Annotated in this window: 11 protein-coding genes, 1 tRNA gene and 1 other RNA gene; 10 read left to right on the top strand and 3 right to left on the bottom strand. The window is 72.6% G+C overall.

The features are described 5' to 3' along the window. Nucleotides 1-4 precede the first annotated feature (4 nt). Nucleotides 5-646 carry a hypothetical protein gene (locus DEJ00_RS01025; RefSeq protein ID WP_027466388.1) on the bottom strand — a complete coding sequence of 214 codons (642 nt, stop codon included), beginning with the start codon at nucleotides 644-646 and terminating at the stop codon, nucleotides 5-7. A gap of 301 nt (nucleotides 647-947) precedes the next feature. Next, nucleotides 948-1,032, bottom strand: a tRNA-Ser gene (locus DEJ00_RS01020). Nucleotides 1,033-1,153: 121 nt separating this feature from the next. Here DEJ00_RS01020 and pta point away from each other — a divergent pair. Both pta and DEJ00_RS01010 read left to right on the top strand, forming a co-directional pair. After that, nucleotides 1,154-3,262 carry a phosphate acetyltransferase gene (gene pta / locus DEJ00_RS01015; RefSeq protein WP_071405020.1) on the top strand — a complete coding sequence of 703 codons (2,109 nt, stop codon included), beginning with the start codon at nucleotides 1,154-1,156 and terminating at the stop codon, nucleotides 3,260-3,262. Between the two features lie 49 nt (nucleotides 3,263-3,311). Beyond that, a complete protein-coding gene (locus DEJ00_RS01010; RefSeq protein ID WP_027466390.1) occupies nucleotides 3,312-4,508 on the top strand; it encodes an acetate/propionate family kinase in 1,197 nt (398 codons plus the stop codon). Between the two features lie 141 nt (nucleotides 4,509-4,649). On the opposite strand, the gene DEJ00_RS01005 is transcribed toward DEJ00_RS01010, so the two are convergent. After that, on the bottom strand, nucleotides 4,650-5,324 hold the full coding sequence (locus DEJ00_RS01005; RefSeq protein WP_027466391.1) for an SDR family oxidoreductase: 675 nt from the start codon (nucleotides 5,322-5,324) through the stop codon (nucleotides 4,650-4,652). Nucleotides 5,325-5,361: 37 nt separating this feature from the next. Between DEJ00_RS01005 and ffs the strand changes: the two genes are divergently transcribed. The 8 genes from ffs to DEJ00_RS00965 all read left to right on the top strand — a co-directional run bounded on the left by ffs (nucleotide 5,362) and on the right by DEJ00_RS00965 (nucleotide 22,138). Then, nucleotides 5,362-5,458, top strand: an RNA gene (ffs, locus tag DEJ00_RS01000) — signal recognition particle sRNA small type. A 232-nt stretch (nucleotides 5,459-5,690) separates the two neighbouring features. After that, on the top strand, nucleotides 5,691-13,301 hold the full coding sequence (locus DEJ00_RS00995) for a choice-of-anchor G family protein (RefSeq protein ID WP_111056159.1): 7,611 nt from the start codon (nucleotides 5,691-5,693) through the stop codon (nucleotides 13,299-13,301). Nucleotides 13,302-13,465: 164 nt separating this feature from the next. Then, a complete protein-coding gene (locus DEJ00_RS00990) occupies nucleotides 13,466-16,300 on the top strand; it encodes a DNA polymerase III subunit gamma and tau (protein WP_111056158.1) in 2,835 nt (944 codons plus the stop codon). Then, nucleotides 16,300-16,899 (top strand): recombination mediator RecR, encoded by a 600-nt coding sequence (gene recR, locus DEJ00_RS00985; RefSeq protein WP_017888680.1) that lies wholly within the window; start codon nucleotides 16,300-16,302, stop codon nucleotides 16,897-16,899. Before DEJ00_RS00990 ends, recR begins: the two co-directional genes overlap by 1 nt. 116 nt (nucleotides 16,900-17,015) lie before the next feature. After that, complete coding sequence (locus DEJ00_RS00980) at nucleotides 17,016-18,281, top strand: aspartate kinase (protein ID WP_017888681.1); 1,266 nt, start codon at nucleotides 17,016-17,018, stop codon at nucleotides 18,279-18,281. A gap of 43 nt (nucleotides 18,282-18,324) precedes the next feature. Then, on the top strand, nucleotides 18,325-19,377 hold the full coding sequence (locus DEJ00_RS00975; RefSeq protein ID WP_111056157.1) for an aspartate-semialdehyde dehydrogenase: 1,053 nt from the start codon (nucleotides 18,325-18,327) through the stop codon (nucleotides 19,375-19,377). A 96-nt stretch (nucleotides 19,378-19,473) separates the two neighbouring features. Beyond that, nucleotides 19,474-20,961 (top strand): malate:quinone oxidoreductase, encoded by a 1,488-nt coding sequence (locus DEJ00_RS00970; protein WP_111056156.1) that lies wholly within the window; start codon nucleotides 19,474-19,476, stop codon nucleotides 20,959-20,961. A 58-nt stretch (nucleotides 20,962-21,019) separates the two neighbouring features. Further along, nucleotides 21,020-22,138: an Rv2578c family radical SAM protein gene (locus tag DEJ00_RS00965; RefSeq protein ID WP_111056155.1), complete on the top strand. Its 1,119-nt coding sequence runs from the start codon at nucleotides 21,020-21,022 to the stop codon at nucleotides 22,136-22,138. Nucleotides 22,139-22,299 lie beyond the last annotated feature (161 nt).

Below are 22,299 nucleotides of genomic sequence, written 5' to 3'. Positions count from 1 at the left end.
TGGGTCAGGGGGCGTTGAGGCCGGCGAACTCGACGGCGAGCAACCCGCCGACGACCAGCACGACGAGGCCGCCGACGAGCAGGAACGCCGACCGCTGCTCGTACCAGGCGCGGCTCGTCGGGTAGCGCTTCGCGAAGGTGCGGGAGGAGACCGGCCGCGACTCTTCGACGACCTGCACGCCGAGCGCGTCGACCACCCGGTCGAGCCCGTCGTCGCCCCACACGTCGGCACGGAGCCGGAAGAGGTGGGTGCCGGTCCGGTCGAACGCGACGAGTTCCCGCACGGTCCGGTCCACGGACGAGCCGAAGGTCGTGGCGAGCACCAGGCTGTGCACGCGGTCGCGGGGGATCCGACGGTGCGCCGTGAGGACGCCACGGATCGTCAGACCGTCGTCGTCGATCCCGATGAACGCGGTGTGCAGTCGGACGAACACGATGCCGACGGCCGCGGCCATCGCGACGACGATGCCGGCGAACACGGCCCACGTGCGGAACGGGAACGAGACCCAGACCAGGGCGACGGCGAGCGGCACGGCCGAGAAGGCGATGCTCAGCGCGGTGGAACGGACGAGGGACCGGCGTGGACGGAGGACCGTGTCGAAGACGGCGGGCCGCACGGGCACTGCGGGCACGGTGGTGTCCCCCATGGCGCGTCTCCTCGTCCCCTCGGGTGTTCCGGGCACGCTGACCAGCACGCCCTCCGAGCGACGCCCCTGCCGCTCGATGCACCGCGGTCGGCTCGTCCCGGAGCCGTTCGCTCGGCCAGCATAGGCGACCGACGGGTACCGGGGACAGCCCGTTCCACCCCTGGTCGGCGTTTCCCGGCCAACCGAGGGGGAACAGGGCACGCGCTCGTCCGCAGGGTGGGGGACCGATCGACTGTGGAACCACGAAGGACCCGCACCAAGCGGTGCGGGTCCTTCGTGGGTGTTGCGGTCTTGCTCGCTGCGGAGAATGGGGGATTCGAACCCCCGAGGGCTTGCACCCAACACGCTTTCCAAGCGTGCGCCATAGGCCACTAGGCGAATTCTCCTGACACCGTCTCGCGACGGCGACACCCAATGGTACAGGTTCTCCGAGGTGCTCACGACCGCGTGTCGTCGGCGACGGTGCTCCCAGATGTCGTGACATGTGCGGCGACTACCCTGGGCCTCGTGTCGACCCGCATCTACATCACGTCAGCAGAAGGGCACACGGGCAAGAGCACCGTCGCCCTCGGTGTCCTCGAGACCCTCGCCCGGTCCGTCGGCCGCGTCGGCGTGTTCCGGCCCGTCGCCCGCTCGGTCGTCGAACCCGACTACGTGCTCGAGCTGCTGCTGCAGCACACGGCCGTCGGCATCTCGTACGACGACGCGGTCGGGGTCACCTACGACGACGTGCACGCCGACCCCGAGGCGGCCCTCGGCACCATCGTCACCCGGTTCGCCCAGGTCGAGCGGCAGTGCGACGCCGTCGTGGTGCTCGGGTCCGACTACACCGACGTGGGCAGCCCCACCGAGCTGTCCTTCAACGCGAAGGTCGCCGCGAACCTCGGCGCTCCGGTGCTCCTCGTGCTCGGTGGCCGCGACGCCGCCGAACGGGCGGCCCGCACGCCCGAGGGCATGGCGCAGGTGGCGGACGTCACGACGAGCGAGCTGCGGGCGGCACACGCACAGCTGTTCGGCGTCGTGGTGAACCGTGCCGACCCGGACGCCCTCGCCGCCATCGTGACGAGCGTCGAGCAGGCCGTGCACGACGACCACCCCGACGTCCCGGTGTGGGCGATCCCCGAGGACCGTGTGCTCGTCGCCCCGACGGTCCGCGCCCTGCTGCAGGCCACCGGCGCCACCCTGGTCCGCGGTGACGACGCCCTGCTCGACCGTGAGGCCCTCGGTACCGTCGTCGCGGGCATGAGCATGGAGAACGTGCTGCCCCGGCTGATCGAGGGCGGCATCGTCGTCGTCCCCGGTGACCGGAGCGACGTCCTCATCGCCACGCTGCTCGCCAACCAGTCCGAGACGTTCCCGAGCCTGGCCGGCGTCATCCTGAACGGCGGGTTCGAGATCGCCCCGCAGGTGTCCCGGCTGCTCGAGGGCCTGTCGAGCTCGCTGCCGATCGCGCAGAACGACCTCGGCACGTACGACACCGCCCTCCGGATCACCCAGACCCGGGGCCGCCTGGCCGCCGACTCGCCCCGGAAGGCCGACCTCGCGCTCGCCCTGTTCGAGCAGCACGTCGACGCCGAGGCCCTGCGCGACCGCCTGCAGCTCGCCCCGTCCGGGGTCGTCACCCCGCTCATGTTCGAGCACGGCCTGCTCGACCGGGCGCGCAGCTACGGCAAGCGCATCGTCCTGCCCGAGGGCGAGGACGACCGCATCCTCCGCGCCGCCTCCACCCTGCTGCAGCGCCAGGTCTGCGAGCTGACGATCCTCGGCGACCCCGCGGCCATCCGCACGCGGGCGACCGAGCTCGGCCTCGACCTCGAGGCCGCGCAGCTCGTCTCGCCGTTCGACCCCGAGCTGCGTGAGCGCTTCGCCGAGGAGTACACCCGGCTCCGTGCCCACAAGGGGATGTCGATCGAGCTCGCCCGCGACACCGTCACCGACGTCTCGTACTTCGGCACGATGATGGTGCAGCTCGGGCTCGCCGACGGCATGGTCTCCGGCGCGAAGCACACCACCGCGCACACCATCCGGCCGTCGTTCGAGATCATCAAGACCCGTCCGGACACCTCGATCGTGTCGAGCGTGTTCCTGATGGCGCTCGCCGACCGCGTGCTCGTCTACGGCGACTGCGCGGTGATCCCGGACCCGACGAGCGAGCAGCTCGCCGACATCGCGATCTCGTCCGCCGAGACCGCGACCCAGTTCGGCATCGACCCCCGCGTCGCGATGCTCAGCTACTCCACCGGCGACAGTGGCTCCGGAGCCGACGTCGACAAGGTGCGCGCCGGCACCGCGTTCGTGCGGGAACGCCGGCCCGACCTGCTCGTCGAGGGCCCGATCCAGTACGACGCCGCAGCCGACCCCACGGTCGCGTCGACGAAGATGCCGGACTCCCCGGTCGCCGGCCGCGCGACGGTGTTCATCTTCCCGGACCTCAACACCGGCAACAACACGTACAAGGCCGTGCAGCGCTCGGCCGGCGCCGTGGCGATCGGCCCGGTCCTGCAGGGCCTGCGCAAGCCGATCAACGACCTGTCGCGCGGCGCCCTGGTGGGCGACATCGTGAACACCGTCGCGATCACCGCGATCCAGGCCGGCACCGCGACCGACGCGGCCTGACCGCCCGACCCGCACCGCGCCTCCAGGCCCGACAGAAAGTGACCACCCCGTGACCGCAGCCCTCGTCGTCAACTCCGGCTCGAGTTCGTTCAAGTACCAGCTCATCGAACTCGAGGACGAGCGCACGCTCGCCTCCGGGCTCGTCGAGCGCATCGGCGAGTCCGCCGGGGCCTGGAAGCACACCAACGCGCTGACGGGGGAGTCGTCGTCGAACGACGCCGCGTCGGTGCCCGACCACGCGGCGGGGTTCCAGGCGATGATCGACGCGTTCGCGAAGGTGGGCCCGTCGTTCGACGAGCACCCGCCCGCCGTCGTCGGTCACCGTGTCGTGCACGGCGGCACCACCTTCGACCGCGCGACGGTCGTCACGGACCAGGTCGAGCAGCAGATAGAGGACCTCAACAGCCTCGCGCCGCTGCACAACCCCGCGAACCTCGAGGGGATCCGCGCCGCGAAGCAGGTCTTCTCGGACGTCCCGCACGTCGCCGTGTTCGACACCGCGTTCCACCAGACGATGCCGCCGCACGCGTACACGTACGCGATCCCCGCCGACCTGGCCGCCGAGTACGGGATCCGCCGATACGGCATGCACGGCACCAGCCACAAGTACGTCTCCGAGCAGGCCGCGGAGTTCCTCGACCGGCCGCTCGCCGAGCTCAAGACGATCGTGCTGCACCTGGGAAACGGCGCCTCGGTCGCGGCGATCGACGGCGGGAAGTCCATCGAGACCTCGATGGGGCTGACCCCGCTCGAGGGGCTCGTCATGGGCACCCGCTCCGGCGACCTCGACCCCGCGGTGCTCATCCACCTGCACCGCGAGGCCGGGATGACCTTCGACGAGCTCGACACCATGCTCAACAAGCGGTCCGGTCTGCTCGGCCTGACCGGCAACGGCGACATGCGGGACGTGCAGGACGCCGCCACCAAGGGCGACGAGCAGGCGGAGGCGGCGCTCGCCGTGTACCGCCACCGCATCCGTCGCTACGTGGGCGCCTACACGGCGCAGCTCGGCGGGCTCGACGCGGTCGTGTTCACCGCGGGGGTCGGCGAGAACAACGCGCTGCTGCGGCGGCGCGTGCTCGCGGGGCTCGAGCACCTGGGCATCGAGATCGACCCGGACCGCAACGAGCTGGCGTCGCGCGACGCCCGCCGCATCTCCACCGACGGCTCACGGGTCGCGGTGCTCGTGATCCCGACGAACGAGGAGCTCGAGATCGCTCGGCAGTCGGCCGCGGTCGCGCTCTGACGCGTGGGGCGCGTGGGGCGCGTGTCGCCTCGCGTCGGCGCGCCGGCAGGCTGCGGACGGGAGGCGCGGGGCGGGCTGGCTCCGTGCCTCCCGTCCGTCCGTGGGTCGCGTCCACCGCACGGTGCGGCCGGCGCCGACCGGTCAGGTCAGGGCGCCCAGCGCCGCCGGGATCGGGGTGTCGCCGCTGGTGACCTCGAACTGCACGCCGACCGCGGCGTCGTCGAGCAGTGCGTGCAGGACGACGGTCGCGACGTCCGCGCGGGGGATCGAGCCGCGCGGGACGGTCCGGCCGACGTGGACCGTGCCCTGCGGCGGCGTGTCGAGCAGACCGCCGGGACGCACGATCGTCCAGCGGAGGCGTCGGGCCCGCAGGTTCGCGTCCGCCTCGGCCTTCGCCCGCAGGTAGACCTGGAACACCGCGGCGTCGTCCTGCGCGGGCACGACGGCGAGCTCGGGGTCGTAGGTGTCGGCCGCCATCGCGGAGATCATCACGTAGCGCTCGATGCCGGCACGCTCGGCGGCGTCGGCGAGCAGGATCGCACCGTCACGATCGACGGTGAGCTTCCGCTCGGCGCCGCTGTTCGGCCCGGCACCGGCGGCGAACACCACGGCGTCCACACCGCGCAGGCGGAGCGCGAGGTCGTCGTCGCCGAGCTGCTCCAGGTCGGCGACGATCGCACGCGCCCCCTGTTGCTCGACGTCGGCCACGTGCGCGGGGTTGCGGACGATCGCGACGGCGTCGTGGCCGGCGTCGGTGATCTGGCGGGCGAGGAGCAGGGCGATCTGGCCGTGTCCTCCGGCGATGGCGATCTTCATGTGTTCGAGTCTGCCCGTCGCGTCCGGTAGACTTCTCGGCGGCTCCTCACGTGACGCCATCCAGGCCAACTCCCCCAGGGCGGAAACGCAGCAAGGGTAACCAGGCTCTGGCGGGTGCGTGAGGAGTCTTCTTCGTTCCGGGTCGAGTCAGCTCCCCGGTGTCGCCCCCCGTTCGGGAGGTCTCGCGTCCTTTTTCTTCGATGCTTGCGGACAGCTTCCTGATCATGTGTAAAGATCTGCCTCAGGAATCCCCAACCAGGATTCCGACCCTCCACCGCCTCACCAGCGGAGGAGCCTCCACCGCCTCACCAGCGGTGGATTCCGAGGATCAGGTGGCGGGCGCGCCCGCCAGGAAAAGAGACACGCATGCGCAGGCACGCGTCGCTGCCCGGTACCCCCGTACCCTCCGCAGCGGACGAACGGACACGACGGATCACCCGCGCCGACGGCCGAGCTCGAGGACGAGCGACGGACGGTCGGCGGCTCCTCCTGCGCGGCGGCGTCGTCGCCACGGTGACGGCGCTCATCGCCGCCACCGTGGCGATCCAACCCGCTGCGGCCGCCCAGACCGACGTCGCCGAGGCCGAGGGGCTGCTGCTCAGCGGCTCCGGCATCGTGAACGCCGACGCGGTCGCCCAGCTCGGCGGCGCGTACTCCGCGCGGGGCGCGAGCTCCGGCGGCGGCACCACGAACCAGCCGCTCAACCTGACGGCGCTCAACGCGGTCGGGGTGGACCTCGGCAACGACGTCGACCTGCTCGGCGCGAACGGCATCCTGACCCTCGGCGTCGACGGTCAGTACGCCACGACCTCGGCCACGGGCGCGACCGCGTCGTCGGGGCTCCTGACGAACGACGGCGGCATCGGGGTCGGCACCGGGTCCGGCACCGGCGCCGCGACGGTCAACCTCAACCCGCTGTTCTCGCGCGTCGGCGCCGACACCACGGTGCTGTCGAACGCGCAGCTGCGGGTCGGGGCCCTGGCATCCCGGATCCAGGCGACGCGTGGCACCACGGTCGGGACGACGACCGACTACCGGATCGCCGGCGCGGACCTCAACCTGACGAGCCCGGCGGTCGCCGGACTCAGCACGGCGCTCCGGAACGACCTGCGCACCTTCTCGGGCACGGTGAACTCCGCGGTCGGTGCCGACGGGGCGCTGTCCGGCACGACCACGGCGCTGACGAGCGAGCTGCAGCGGCTCCTCCGCACGACGAGCCTCGGACTCGTGAACCTCAACGGCACGACGGTCACCGCGACCGTCGACCTGAACCTCGACGACACCCTGACCCGTGTGCTGCAGCAGCCGCTCACGGACGGTGCGGTGACGGTCACCCCGTCGACCGGCGCGATCACGGTCGACCTCGACCGGCTCACCACGCTGAACGGTCAGCCGGCGAACACGTCGGTGCTGACCGAGGCGGCCGTGAGCTCGATCAACCGGAGCATCACGACGATCCTCGGCACGCAGCTCCCGACAGCGCTGCAGACCGCGGTCGTCAACACGATCGACTCGACCGCCGTGCGGGTGAACGTCACCGCGAACGTCAACCTCGCGGGCATCCCGCTCACCGCACTGGCCCTCCGCGCGGACACCACGCTCGGCGCCCTCGCCGGCACGTCGCCCGCCGCCGCGACGGTGACGGCGACCGGTGGCCCCCTGGGACTGAACGTGCTCGGCACCCTGCTCGCCCCGGCGGTCAACACCGTCGTCGTCCCGGCACTGCAGACCATCGTGCGTCCCCTGGTGACGGGCGCGGCCCTGACGAACCTCGGCACGACGCTCACGGCGACGACCTCGGCCGTCTCCACCCTGCTGAGCCCCGTCGTGCTGCTGCTCCGTCAGGTCGTCGACCTCACCGTGAACGCGCAGGACACCACCGGCTTCCGCGACCCCCGCGGGTACGACACCGGATCGCGGAGCGTGCACGCCCTGCGGCTCTCCGTGCTCCCCGGGGCGAACGTCGCCACCGTGGACCTCGCCACGTCGACCGTGCGCGCCGCGGCGTTCGCGGCTCCGACCATCACGGCGCCCACGGCCGGACAGCAGTTCACCGTGCCGTCGGCGACCTCGACCCGCAGCGTCGTCGTGAGCGGCGCCGGGGAGCCCGGCGCCACCGTGGCGGTCAGCCTCGGCGGGGACCGGACCGGCACCGCGACCGTCGCTGCCGACGGGACCTGGACGACGACCATCGCCGACGTCCCCACCGGTGCGTGCACCGCGACCGCGACCCAGACGGTCGGCGGCACCGCGGCCGGCACCGCGACGCAGGACTTCTCCGTCGTGGCCCAGCGCGCCCTGACGATCACCACCCCCACGGCCGGTCAGACCTTCGCGACGACGGGGGAGACCGCCCCGGTCACCCTGACGGGCACCGCGACGGCGAACGCGCGCATCAGCGTCGACCTGGGCGGCGGCGTGACCGCGACGGGCACGGCGGACGACGCCGGCGCCTGGAGCGTCACCGTCCCCGAGGTCCCGGTCGGCGAGCAGACGGCGAGCGTCACGCAGACCGTCGGCGACACGACCTCGGCACCCGTGACCCGGCCCTTCCGGGTCGTGGCCGCGGCCGGCCTGACCGTCGACACCCCCACGGCGGACCAGGACTTCCCGCTCGCCGGCGACACCCGGTCCGTCCCGTTCTCCGGCAGCGCACAGGCCGGTGCCCGCGTGGACGTCGACCTCGGTGACGGCCTGACCGCCAGCACCCGCGCGAACGCCGACGGCACCTGGTCGACGAGCGTCACGGACGTCCCGGCCGGGGAGTACTCGGCCGAGGTCACCCAGACCGTCGGCGGCACCACGAGTGCCCCGGTCACCCGGGACTTCACCGTGACGGCGGCCCCAGCGCTGACCATCGACGAGCCGGCCGACGGCAGCACCATCACCGTCGCCGACGAGAGCTCAACCACCCCGGTGACGGTGTCCGGCTCGGCCGCCCCGAACGCCCGGGTCACCGTCGGCATCGGTGGTTCCTTCACCGCCGCGGTGACCGCGGACGAGGACGGTGCCTGGACGACGACCTTCGCCGATGTCCCGGTCGGGGAGCGCACCGCCACTGCGCGGCAGAGCGTCGACGGCACCACGTCCGGCCCGGTGGAGACCACCTTCACCGTCGAGGCGGGCGACCCGCTCGCGATCACCTCGCCGGAGGACGGCGACGTCGTCACCGTCCTCGACGCCGACACCACCACCGACCTCGACCTGGCAGGCACGGCCGAGGCCGGCGCCGAGGTGCGGGTCTCGCTCGGCGACGGACTGACCGCCGCCACGACGGCCGACGACGACGGCACCTGGACGCTGACCGTCACCGACGTCCCGGTCGGTCGGTACACGCTCTCGGCGACGCAGACCGTCGGCGGGACCACCTCGCCGGCCGTCCGCCAGGTCGTCACGGTGCAGGCGGGCGCCCCGCTCGCCGTGACCGCTCCGGCGCAGGACGCCACGGTCACGGTCGCCACCGACGACTCCGTCGTCGACGTCACCGTGCGGGGCACCGCGCAGCCCGGCGCCCGCATCGAGGTCGTCCTGGACGACGGCGACGCGGTGTCCACGACGGCGAACCCGCAGGGCGCCTGGTCGGTGGTCCTCACCGACGTCGGCACCGGCGACCACACCGCGACGGTCACCCAGACCGTCGACGGTGCGACCTCGGCACCGGTGGACCGTGACTTCGCGGTCGAGGCCGGCGACGAGCTCGTCATCGTGGCACCGGGTGACGCCCAGCAGGTGCCCGCCGGCACCGGCGGCCAGGCCAACGTGGTCGTCCGTGGCGCCGCGGAGCCCGGCGCGACCGTCGCCGTCACGATCGACGAGGGCGACCCCGTCGAGGTCGTCACGGACACGGCCGGCAACTGGGAGCTCCCGACCACGCAGCTCGGCATCGGCGAGCACACCGTCGAGGCCGTGCAGACCGTGAACGGCACCGACGGCCCGGTGGTCACGCGTGACTTCACCGTGGTCCCCGGCAACGCCATCGTCATCGACACCCCGGCGAGCGGCGCACGCTTCGTCGTGGTCGACGCCGACGCCACCGCGACCGTCCGGATCACCGGCACGGCCGAGCCCGGCGCCGCGGTGACCGTCTCGGTCGGCCCCGGCACCCGGTTCACGACCACGGCTGGTGACGACGGGCGGTGGGCGGTCGACGCGACCGGTCTCGCCCCGACCGGCGTCTACACGGCGTCGGCCAGCCAGGAGGTCGAGGACGTCGTGACGAGCGCCGTCCCGATCACCTTCGAGGTCGTCACGGCCAACGCGCTGACGATCACCGGTCCGGACACGGACCCGATCTCGGTCGCAGGCCCCGACGTCGAGCGCGACGTCACGGTCACCGGCACCGGCCAGCCCGGCGCCACGGTCACGGCGACCCTCGCCGGCTCCGAGGACCAGGAGACGACGGTCGGTGCCGACGGCACGTGGTCGGTCACGTTCCCCGACCTCGGCGTCGACGCGCACCAGGTCACGGTCACCCAGACCCTGGCCGGCACCGTCTCCGACCCGCGCACCTCCGACCCGGTCGAGCGCACGGTCACGATCGAGGCCGCCGAAGCCGTCACGATCACCGCACCGGGGACCGACGCGGTCCTGCTCGTGCCGGACGCCGACGCGACGCGCGACGTCGTGGTCGCGGGTTCGGCGGAGCCGGGCGCGCCGGTGACGGTGCGACTCGGCGACGACGAGGCGACCACCACCGCGGACGCGGACGGCGACTGGACGGTCACGTTCGGTGGGGTCGGTGTCGGCACCCCGACGCTCACCGCCAGCCAGACGGTCGGCGGGACCACCGCCTCCAGTCCGGACCAGACCGTCACGGTGCGGGCCGGAACCGCGCTCGCCATCGTGACCCCGGAGGACGGCGACGTCCTGACCGTCGCCGACACGTCCGGCACCGCCGACGTCGAGGTGACCGGTCGGGCGCAGCCGGACGCCGAGGTGACGGTCCGGATCTCGACCGGCGAGACCGAGACGGTGACGGCGGACGAGGACGGCCGGTGGGAGACCACCTTCCAGGACGTCCCGGTCGGTGACCACCGCGTCACCGCGACGCAGGTCGTCGGCGGACAGACCTCGACGCCGGTGACGGCGGCGGTGTCGGTCCGTGCCGGAGCCCCGCTCGTCGTGTCCACGCCGCGGGGTGCCACCACCGTCACGGTGGCGGACGACGACGCCACCACCGGGGTCGACTTCGCCGGCACCGGTGAGCCGGGCGCGACCGTCACGGTCGACCTCGGCGACGGTGGGAGCGCCACGGCGACCGTGGACGAGGACGGCCGCTGGGCGACCACGGTCGAGAACGTGCCGACCGGCTCGTTCACGGCCTCGGTCACGCAGGCCCTGAACGGCACCACGAGTGCGGCGGTCGAACGACCGGTGTCCGTGGTCACGGCTGCCGACCTGGTCATCCGTGAGCCCGGCGACGACCCCATCACGGTGGCCGACGGTGACGCGACGACGACCGTGACGGTCGCCGGTGACGCCCAGCCCGGCGCCACGGTGACGGTCACCGTCGACGACCGCGACCCCGTCGAGGTCACCGCCGGTGACGACGGCTCGTGGAGCGTCGACGTGCCGGACCTCGGTGTCGGCGAGCACACCGTCGAGGTGACGCAGACCGTGGACGGCTCGACCTCGACCACCCCGGTCGGGACGACGTTCGAGATCGAGGCGGGCGCGCCGGTCGTCATCACCGAGCCGACGGCCGACCAGGAGTACACGGTCGCCGACGGGGACGGCACGACGACGGTCGACGTCGCCGGCACCGCCGAGCCGGGCGCGACCATCGTGGTCGACCTGGGCGACGGTCGCACCGAGTCGACCACCGCGGACGACGACGGCGCGTGGAGCGTCTCGGTCCCCGGTGTGCCGGCCGGCACCACGACCGTCAGCGTCACGCAGCGCATCGACGGCACCGAGTCCGCGCCGGTGACGGTGGACGTCCGCGTCCTCGTCGCCGACCCGATCACGATCGCCACCCCGGCGGACGGGACCACGATCCGGGTCGCTCAGCGCGACTCGCTCGCGACCCTCACCGCCGCGGGGGCCGCCGAGCCCGGTGCCGAGGTCCGTGTCACGATCGACGGCGGCGACGCCCGGACCGTGACCGCGACCGACGCCGGCACCTGGAGCGTCGACCTGCCGGACACCGCCGTCGGCGAGCACACGATCCGTGCGACCCAGACGGTCGACGGCTCGACGTCCGCAGCGGTGCGCAGCACCTTCACCGTCGCACCCGGTGCGGCGCTGACGGTCACCGCCCCGGCGGACGACGCCACGTTCACCGTGCCGAGCACCGACCCCACCGCGACCGTCCCGGTCGGCGGCGAGGGCCAGCCCGGCGCGACGGTCCGCGTCGTCCTCGACGACGCCGACCCGGTCGTGGTCCGTGTCGGCACCGACGGACGGTGGGAGACCACGCTGGTCGACGTGCCGGCCGGCGAGCACACGCTCGTCGTCACCCAGGTCGTGAACGGCACGACGTCCGATGCGATCGAGCGCGACGTGACCGTCGTGGTCGCCGCCGCGGACGCGATCGTCGTGACCAGCCCGGCCGACGGTGCCGACCACCGGGTGCTCGGCGGCTCGACCGACGTGCGCGTGACCGGTACCTCCGCACCGAACGCCACGGTCTCGGTCCGCATCGACGACGGCACCGCGGTCACCACGACCGCGGACGACGACGGCGCGTGGTCCGTGACGGTGCCGGACGTCGCCGAAGGGACCCACACGATCGCCGCCAGCCAGACGGTCGACGGTGCCACCACCGACGCCCCGCGGGTCGGCTTCACCGTGACGGCCGCGACGCCGGTCGTCATCTCGAGCCCGACCGACGGCCAGGCGTTCCCCACCACGGGGTCGACGAGGTCGGTCCCGGTGAGCGGCACCGCCGAGCCCGGGGCGACCGTCACGGTCGCCGTCGACGGCCGGACCGCGACGACGACTGCCGGCGACGACGGTTCGTGGACGGTCACGATCGGTGGCGTCCCCCTCGGGGACCACACGGTGTCCGTGACGCAGACGGTCGGCGGTCGGACCTCCGACCCGGTGACCGCCGACGTCACGGTCGTGGCCGCGCAGGAGACGGGCATCGTCATCACGAGCCCCGAGCCCGGGCAGCTGATCCAGGCGGACGGCTTCGAGGACACCGGCTCGTTCACGGTGACCGGTCAGGCCACCCCCGGCGCCGCGGTGACGGTGACCCTGTCCACGGGGCAGGTCCGCGCCACCACCGCCGACGACGAGGGTGCGTGGAGCGTCGTGTTCGAGCGCGTCCCCGAGGGGGAGTGGACGATCAGCGCCACGCAGTCGGTGAACGGCACGACCTCGGCGGCGCCGCAGGTGCCGATCGTGGTCGACACCCTGGAGCCGCTCGCGGTCACCTCGCCGACACCGGGTTCGCAGTACACGGCGGACGAGGACGGTGACCACGACCTGATGGTCACGGGTACCGCCGAGCCCGGCGCGACCGTCACCGTGCAGCCGATGGGCCGCGACGCGGTCGCCACGACGGCGGACGAGGACGGCACGTGGTGGGTCATGGTCGGGCTGCCGGTCGGCGGGCACATGCTGCGCGTCACCCAGTCGGTCGGCGGGTTCACCTCGCAGGCGCAGATGCTCCGCGTCACGGTGATGGACGACGCGGTGGACCCGGAGGAGCCGGGCATGCCCGGCACCCCGGGCACGCCGGGTACCCCCGGAACGCCCGGTACGCCCGGTACGCCCGGACTGCCCGGCACGCCGGGGACCGGCGGGGGCTCCGGGAGCGGCATCGGGACCGGCAACGGCATCGGCGGTGGCTCCGGGTACGGCTCCGGCACCGGGATCGCTGGCTCCGGCAACGGCACCGGTGACCTCGCCTGGACCGGCGCGGACGTCGTCCCGATCGCCGGCACCGCGGCGGGCCTGGTGGCCCTCGGATTCCTGCTGCTGGGGCTCTCCCGCCTCGCCCGCGGGTTCCGCCGCCGCACCCGCGGCTGAGTCCGCACCAGCGTCACACACCGCGCCTCCCGCCCGTCGACCAGACGGACGGGAGGCGCGGTGCCGTCCGGGCGCTCGGCCCACCGCCTGTGGGTGGTCCGGCCCGGCGGGACGACCTGTGGACGGGCACGCGGGTTGTCGGTCGTGACGGCTACCCTTGTCGCGTGGTCACCGCCCTGTATCGCCGTTACCGGCCCGAGAACTTCGCCGAGCTGATCGGGCAGTCGCAGGTCACCGACCCGCTCCGCACGGCGCTCCGCACGAACCGCGTCAACCACGCCTACCTGTTCAGTGGCCCGCGTGGCTGCGGCAAGACGACGTCGGCCCGCATCCTCGCGCGCTGCCTGAACTGCGCCGAGGGCCCGACCGACACCCCCTGCGGTGTCTGCCCGAGCTGCGTGGAACTCGCCCGCGACGGCAGCGGCTCGCTCGACGTCATCGAGATCGACGCCGCGAGCCACAACGGTGTCGACGACGCGCGTGACCTGCGCGACCGTGCCGTGTTCGCCCCGGCCCGCGACCGCTACAAGATCTTCATCCTCGACGAAGCGCACATGGTGACGCCGCAGGGCTTCAACGCGCTGCTCAAGCTGGTCGAGGAACCCCCGGAGCACGTCAAGTTCATCTTCGCGACGACCGAGCCCGAGAAGGTCATCGGCACCATCCGGTCGCGCACCCACCACTACCCGTTCCGGCTCGTCCCGCCCGCGGTGATGCTCGAGTACATCGAGCAGCTCTGCACGCAGGAGTCCGTGTCGGTGGCCCCCGGCGTCCTGCCCCTGGTGGTGCGTGCCGGCGGCGGATCCGTCCGTGACACCCTGTCCCTGCTCGACCAGCTGATGGCCGGCAGCGAAGACGGGGCGATCGCCTACGAGCGCGCCGTGGCCCTGCTCGGCTACACCGACGCCGCCCTGCTCGACGACGTCGTCGACGCCCTGGCCGTCGCCGACCCGGCGTCCGCGTTCGCCGCGATCGACCGTGTCGTGCAGACCGGACAGGACCCCCGCCGCTTCGTCGAGGACCTGCTCGAGCGCCTGCGGGACCTGATCGTCGTCGCGGCGACCAACGAGAGCGCCGCCGCGGTCCTGCGCGGGGTCTCACCGGAAGAGCTCGACACCATGAGCCGCCAGGCCGGGGTCTTCGGCGCGACCGGGCTCTCCCGTTCCGCCGACATCGCGAACCGGGCCCTCACCGAGATGACCGGCGCGACCTCGCCCCGGTTGCACCTCGAACTCATGACTGCCCGGATGCTCGTGCCCGAGGCCGACGACACCCAGCGCGGAGCCCTCGCCCGGGTGGAGCGACTGGAACGTCGTGTCGGGGTGGGCGACGCCGGTGGGCACGACGCCGGTGGACACCAGGCCGGCGCCGGCGAGCAGTCCGCTCCCGCCGTCGCCGCTGCACCGCGTCGTGAGCAGCCGGCAGCCGCGGCTCCTGCTCCCTCCCTCGCCCCGTCGCCCGCTCCGGCAGCGCCTCGCACGACGCCCGAGCGTCCCGCCGAGCAGCCCGCCGCGCCGCAGGCCGACTCCGGAGCCGTGGCTCGTGACGCCGCAGCGTCGTGGGCAGCGGTCGCTCCGAGCACCCCTGGAGCACCCGCGCAGACCTCGGCCGAGCCCGCGAAGTCCTCGGCCGAGCCCGCGAAGTCCTCGGGCGAGCCCGCGAAGTCCGAGCCTTCGAAGCCCGCTGCCGAGCCGGTCAGTCCGTCGTCCACCGGTCAGGGCACGACGATCGGTGACGAGCCCGCCGTCCGGACCGTCGGTGCCGTCGGCTTCCAGCAGATGCGCGACTCCTGGCCGAAGATCGTCGAGCACGTGCAGCACGCCAAGCGTTCGGCGTGGTCGGTGGTCGTCACGGCGCAGGTCACCGCGCTCCGCGACGACGTGCTGACGCTGACGTTCCCGAGCCAGCAGGACGTCGCCTCGTTCAAGGAGATGTCCGACCCCTCGGCCAGCGTCAGCGAACTGCTCCGCGCCGCCATCGTGGACGTCCTCGGGCTCCGCGTGAAGTTCGTCGCCCGCGGGCCCGGACAGCAGCAGCGTCCCCAGCAGCAGCAGCAGCAGCAGCAGCCGGCTCCGGCGCAGCAGGCCGCACCGGCCCAGCGTCCGGCCCCCGCTGCGCAGGCGCCCGCCGCCGCGAGCCCGGCCCCGGCTCCGGAGCCCACAGCACCGGAAGCCCCGGCGCCGGCGTCCGCTGCCGCCCCCACACCGACGGCCGCCCCTGCCACGGAGCCGAAGGCCGCGTCGGCAGCACCCGAGTCCACGGCAGCCCCTGCGCCGACGGCAGCGCCGGCGCCGAAGTCCGCGCCAGCGCCGAAGTCCGCGCCGGAGCCGAAGGCAGCGCCGACCGCGTCCGCGCCGCAGCGCGACCAGGCACCGGCCGAGCCGACCCCCGCTCCCTCCGGTGCACCGGTGACGGACTGGGCGGTCGCGACCATCCCCGCCAGCGACCCCACCGCCGACGCCGTCCCGGAGTCCGTCGAGCCCAGCTGGGCGGCACCCTTCGGCACCGTGCCGGCGTCCGCGCCGGTCGCCCCCGCCGAGACGAGCACGCCCCAGCCGACCGAGCCGGCACCGTCGGCCGCACCCGCGCGACCGGCCGGTGCCACGGCCGGGAAGCCCGACCAGCCGACCACCCCGGGTCCGCAGGCGGCGTCCGGAGCGGGCGCCGTGCCTCCCGGCGGTCCTGTCGTGCCGGGCGTACCGGTCGACGACTACCCGCTCGACGACGAACCGTACGACGACGGCGCACCGTTCCCCGACCCGGGGATCGGACGCGGCGCAGCGCCAGCAGAGCCAGCAGCGCCCGTAGCCGCGGCGTCGGCAGCCCCGGCGCAGCAGGCCGCACCGCAGCGCGCGGCCCAGCCCGCCGCCGCTCCCGCACGCACCGCACCGCCCGCGCGCCGCGCCCCGGTCGCCGGCCGGTACGGCGAGGCCGTCGTGCGTGAGATCCTCAACGCCCAGTTCATCGAGGAGACCGCTCTCCACCAGGACGGTGCCTGATGTACGACGGGATCGTCCAGGACCTCATCGACGAGTTCGGCCGCCTGCCCGGCATCGGCCCGAAGTCGGCGCAGCGCATCGCCTTCCACATCCTGCAGACCGAGTCGTTCGACCCGAGTCGTCTGTCCGAGCTGCTGGCCGACGTCAAGGAGCGGGTCCGCTTCTGCGAGATCTGCGGCAACGTCACCGAGAACGTCCAGTGCAGCATCTGCCGTGACCCGCGCCGCTCGCCGGCCACGATCTGCGTCGTGGAAGAAGCGAAGGACGTGGCGGCGATCGAGCGCACCCGGGAGTTCCGTGGGCTGTACCACGTGCTCGGCGGGGCGATCAGCCCGATCGACGGCATCGGACCGGACGACCTCCGCATCCAGCAGCTCATGACGCGCCTGGCCGACGGCACCGTGGCCGAGGTCATCATCGCGACCGACCCCAACCTCGAGGGCGAGGCGACGGCGACCTACCTCAGCCGGCTGCTCGTCCCGATGGGCATCCGCACCACGCGGCTCGCGTCGGGGCTGCCGGTCGGCGGCGACCTGGAGTACGCCGACGAGGTCACGCTCGGTCGTGCCTTCGAGGGGCGCCGCGTCGTCGGCGGCTGACCCCCACGCAGGATCCTTGCGTGGGGGCCCGCTCGCACGCAACATCCCCGAAACACCGACTACCATTGTGAGACCGCGTGACCTCGCGGTGTCGCCGTCTCCGGGAGTACCAGCCAGTGGCCTTGATCGTGCAGAAGTTCGGTGGTTCATCCGTCGCGGACGCCGAGAGCATCAAGCGCGTGGCGAAGCGGATCGTCGAGACGAAGAAGGCCGGCAACGACGTGGTCGTGGCGGTGTCGGCGATGGGCGACACCACCGACGAACTCGTCGACCTGGCGCACTCCGTCACGCCGATCCCCGCCGGCCGTGAGCTCGACATGCTCCTGACCGCGGGGGAGCGCATCTCGATGGCGCTGCTCGCGATGGCGATCAAGAGCCTCGGGGTCGAAGCGTCCTCCTACACCGGCAGCCAGGCGGGCATGCTCACCGACGCCCAGCACGGCAAGGCCCGCATCGTCGACGTCACCCCGAAGCGCGTGCGCGAGGCGCTCGACTCCGGCCACGTCGCGATCGTTGCCGGGTTCCAGGGCTTCAACCGCACCACGGGCGAGATCACCACGCTCGGCCGCGGCGGCTCGGACACCACGGCCGTCGCCCTCGCCGCAGCACTCGACGCCGACGTCTGCGAGATCTACACCGACGTCGACGGCATCTTCACCGCCGACCCCCGTGTCGTGCCGAAGGCCCGCAAGGTCGACCGCGTCACCAGCGAGGAGATGCTCGAGCTCGCAGCCTCGGGTGCCAAGGTCCTGTACATCCGCGCCGTCGAGTACGCCCGGCGGCACGGCGTCACCCTGCACGTCCGGTCCTCGTTCAACAACAACGAGGGCACCATCGTCTACAACCCTGCCGAGGGGGAAACCGTGGAAGAACCGATCATCACCGGGATCGCCGGAGACCTCTCCGAGGGCAAGATCACCGTCGTGGGGGTCCCGGACCAGCCGGGCAAGGCCGCCGAGATCTTCACCAACGTCGCGCGCGCCGGGGCGAACATCGACATGATCGTCCAGAACGTGTCGGCGGCGTCGACCGGGCGGACGGACATCTCGTTCACCCTGCCGAAGGACCAAGGCCAGACCGTGCTGACGGCGCTCGAGGTCGCGAAGGCCGACATCGGCTACGAGAGCATCCAGTACGACGACCAGATCGGCAAGCTCGCCCTGGTCGGCGCCGGGATGCGCACGAACGCCGGTGTCTCGGCGCAGCTCTTCCGCGCCCTGCACGACGCGTCGATCAACATCGAGATGATCTCCACCTCCGAGATCCGCATCTCGGTCGTCACCCGCGCCGACACCCTGAACGAGGCGATGCGCGTCGTGCACAGCGCGTTCGGCCTCGACGCCGACGCCGAGGCCGTCGTCTACGCCGGCACCGGCCGCTGACGCCCGCCGACCCGTCGATCCGCTGAACCACCAGGAGCACCGCATGAGCACCCTCACCGTCGCCGTCGTCGGCGCCACCGGCCAGGTCGGCGCCGTGATGCGTCGCCTGCTCGAAGAGCGCGCGTTCCCGGCCGACCGGGTCCGCTTCTTCGCGAGCGCCCGTTCCGCCGGTACAACGCTGCCGTTCCGGGGCGAGCAGATCGTGGTCGAGGACTCCGAGCTCGCCGATCCGTCCGGCATCGACATCGCGCTGTTCTCCGCCGGGGCCACCGCCTCGCGGGCCCTCGCGCCGAAGTTCGCCGCAGCCGGAGCGCTCGTCGTCGACAACTCGAGCGCCTGGCGCATGGACCCCGACGTCCCGCTCGTCGTGAGCGAGGTGAACCCGCACGCCATCGACCGGGCGCCGAAGGGCATCATCGCGAACCCGAACTGCACGACCATGGCGATCATGCCGGTGCTCAAGGTGCTCGACGCCGAGTCCGGGCTCCGCCGCCTGGTCGCGACGACCTACCAGGCGGTCTCGGGTTCCGGGCTCGCCGGGGTCGAGGAACTCCTGGGCCAGGCGAAGGCCGCGCTCGAGCAGGACACCGCTGCGCTGACGCACGACGGATCCGCCGTGACGTTCCCCGAGCCCGTCAAGTACGTCCGCCCGATCGCCTTCGACGTCGTGCCGCTCGCCGGCAGCATCGTCGAGGACGGCCTGGGCGAGACCGACGAGGAGAAGAAGCTCCGGAACGAGAGCCGGAAGATCCTCGAGCTGCCCGACCTGCTCGTCGCCGGCACGTGCGTGCGCGTCCCCGTGTTCACCGGGCACTCCATCTCGGTGCACGCCGAGTTCGAGCGTCCGCTGTCGCCCGAGCGTGCGACCGAGATCCTGTCGAGCGCGCCCGGAGTCGAACTCTCCGACGTCCCGACCCCGCTGCAGGCCGCCGGCCAGGACCCGGCGTTCGTCGGCCGCATCCGCGCGGACCAGTCCGCGCCCGAGGGTCGCGGCCTCGTCCTGTTCGTCAGCAACGACAACCTGCGGAAGGGTGCCGCGCTCAACGCGGTGCAGATCGCGGAGACGATCGTCGCGCGCCGCTCCGTCGACGCGTAGCGCGCCGAGCGCGACCAGCAGACGGACAGGAGGCCCGTGGCGACACCGCCACGGGCCTCCTGTCCGTCTGTCGGGTGCCGCCGGTAGGATCGACGGGTGGCAGAGCAGCAGGTGGACCCCATCGACGTCGTCCTGATCGGCGGAGGCATCATGAGTGCCACGCTCGGGGCCATCATCCACAAGCTCGAGCCCAGCTGGAAGATCCGCGTGTACGAGCGGCTCGGTACGGTTGCGCAGGAGTCCTCGAACCCGTGGAACAACGCCGGTACCGGGCACTCGGCACTGTGCGAGCTGAACTACACGCCGGAACTGCCGGACGGCCGTGTCGACATCGCGAAGGCCGTCACGGTCAACGAGCAGTTCCAGGTCTCGCGGCAGTTCTGGGCGCACCTGGTCGAGACCGGTGTGCTGCCGGAGCCGTCGAACTTCATCAACCCCACGCCGCACATCTCGTTCGTGTGGGGCGAGGCCAACGTCGCCTACATGCGTGCCCGGTACGAGGCCATGCGTGACCACCCGCTCTTCGCGGGCATCGAGTTCTCGGACGACCCGGCGCAGATCCGGAAGTGGGCGCCGGCGCTCATCCCCGGCCGCAAGAAGGACCAGCCGATCGCGGCGACCTACTCGGCGGCCGGCTCGGACATCGACTTCGGGTCGCTCACCCGCCAGCTCTTCGACCAGCTCGAGATCGACGGTGTCGAGTTCGAACCCTCGCACCAGGTCACCAACCTGACCCGCTCGAAGGTGTCCGAGGGCTGGGTGCTCAACGTCCGCAACGAGATCGGCCGGTCGACGCAGCGCATCGCCGCGAAGTTCGTCTTCGTCGGCGCCGGCGGCGGAGCCCTGCACCTGCTGCAGAAGTCCGGGATCCCGGAGATCCGGGGCTACGGCGGCTTCCCGGTGTCGGGCGAGTTCCTGCGCACCGACGACCCCGAGGTGGTGCAGAAGCACTCGGCCAAGGTCTACGGCAAGGCCAGTGTCGGCGCCCCGCCGATGTCGGTGCCGCACCTCGACACCCGCATCGTCGACGGTGGTTCGTCGCTGATGTTCGGACCGTACGCCGGGTTCAGCCCGAAGTTCCTGAAGCAGGGCTCGGTCCTCGACCTGTTCCGCTCGATCCGGCCGCACAACCTCCGCCCGATGCTGAGCGTCGCGTTCTCGAACTTCGACCTGGTCCGCTACCTGGTCGGCCAGCTCCTCGCGTCGAAGTACACCAAGTTCGAGGCGCTCCGTGACTTTATGCCGAGCGCCGAGCCCGAGCACTGGCACCGCATCACCGCTGGGCAGCGCGTCCAGGTGATCAAGCCCGACAAGGACAAGGGCGGCGTGCTGCAGTTCGGCACCGAGGTCATCACCGCCGCCGACGGTTCGATCGCGGGGCTGCTCGGGGCGTCGCCGGGAGCCTCGACGGCCGTGCCGATCATGCTCACGATGCTGCACCGGTGCTTCCCGGACCGCTGGGACGCCTGGCAGGACGACGTCCGAGCGATGGTGCCGACCTACGGGCAGGACCTCGGCGACGACCCGGAGCTGGCGGACGCCACGCTCGAGCGCACCGCGAAGGTACTCGGCCTGCACCACTGAGGACTGCACCGGACCGCTCCGGCTTGCGGTCCGTTCGAACGTGTGTTCGAATGACGGCATGCGGTGGAGTGGACAGGCGATCGATGCCGAGCAGAGTGACGCGCTGCCCGGGATGGAGTCGAACAGCGGGTTCGTCCGGAGCGTGACGACGCCCGAGTTCGCCGGGGTGACCTTCCACGAGGTCCTGGCGAAGAGCGCCCTGAACCGGGTGCCGAGCGCGGACGGCTCGGGGACGTACGGCTGGACGATCAACCCGTACCGCGGGTGCAGCCACGCCTGCGTGTACTGCTTCGCCCGCCCGACGCACACGTACCTGGAGTTCGACGGCGGCGCCGACTTCGACCAGCAGATCGTGGTGAAGACGAACGTCGCCGAGGTGCTGCGGCGTGAGCTCGGCAAGCCCTCGTGGGACCGCCACCCGGTGGCGCTCGGCACGAACACCGACCCGTACCAGCGGGCCGAGGGGCGGTACCGCCTGATGCCCGGTGTGATCGAGGCGCTGGCGGAGTCGCGCACCCCGTTCAGCATCCTGACGAAGGGCACGCTGCTGCGCCGCGACCTCCCGCTGCTGGTCGAGGCGGCGAAGGTGGTGCCGGTCGATCTCGCGATGTCGATCGCCGTGTACGACGACTCGCTGCAGCAGTCGGTCGAGTCCGGCACCCCGACGACGTCGGCCCGGCTGGCGACCGTGCGGGCCATCCGCGACGCTGGGCTCGACTGCGCGGTGTTCCTCATGCCCGTGCTGCCGTACATCACCGACACCCGCGCACACCTCGACGACGCCATCGGTCGGGCGACCGCGGCCGGCGCGACGAGCATCATGTACTCGGCGCTGCACCTGCGACCCGGCGTCAAGCCGTGGTGGTTCGAGTGGCTCGGCCGCGAGCGACCCGACCTGGTGCAGCGGTACCGCGCGATGTACCTCGACAACACCTACGCGCCGAAGGACTACCGACGGTGGCTGTCGGAGCGCATCCGCCCGATCCTGGCGGCCCACGGGGTCGGACTGGGGCGGGTGGACCCGGCGACGGGGTCGATGGGCTTCTCCGAACCGCGAACGCTGCAGTCGGGCGTGCCAGAGGAGCAGTCGGTGCCGACGGTGTCACCGCTGAAGCGCGCCGACCCCGGGTTCGACCAGCGGCTGCTCCGGCCGGCGGCGGCACAGACGCTGTTCTGAGGGGTGTCCGTCCGGGTCGTGTCCGGTCCACGTTCGGGGGACAGCAAGACCCCGGTCCGGGCCGCTATCATCGTGCGGGTCGCCGCACGGCCCCGGATTCGGGGTACACGGCCGCTGCTCCGGTGGTTGGATCGTGGACGGCGCCCTCGCCACCCGGAAGG

It is taken from the genome of Curtobacterium sp. MCLR17_039 (genome assembly GCF_003234745.1).
Lineage (GTDB): Bacteria > Actinomycetota > Actinomycetes > Actinomycetales > Microbacteriaceae > Curtobacterium > Curtobacterium flaccumfaciens.
This window is presented reverse-complemented; position numbering and strand designations above follow the sequence as displayed.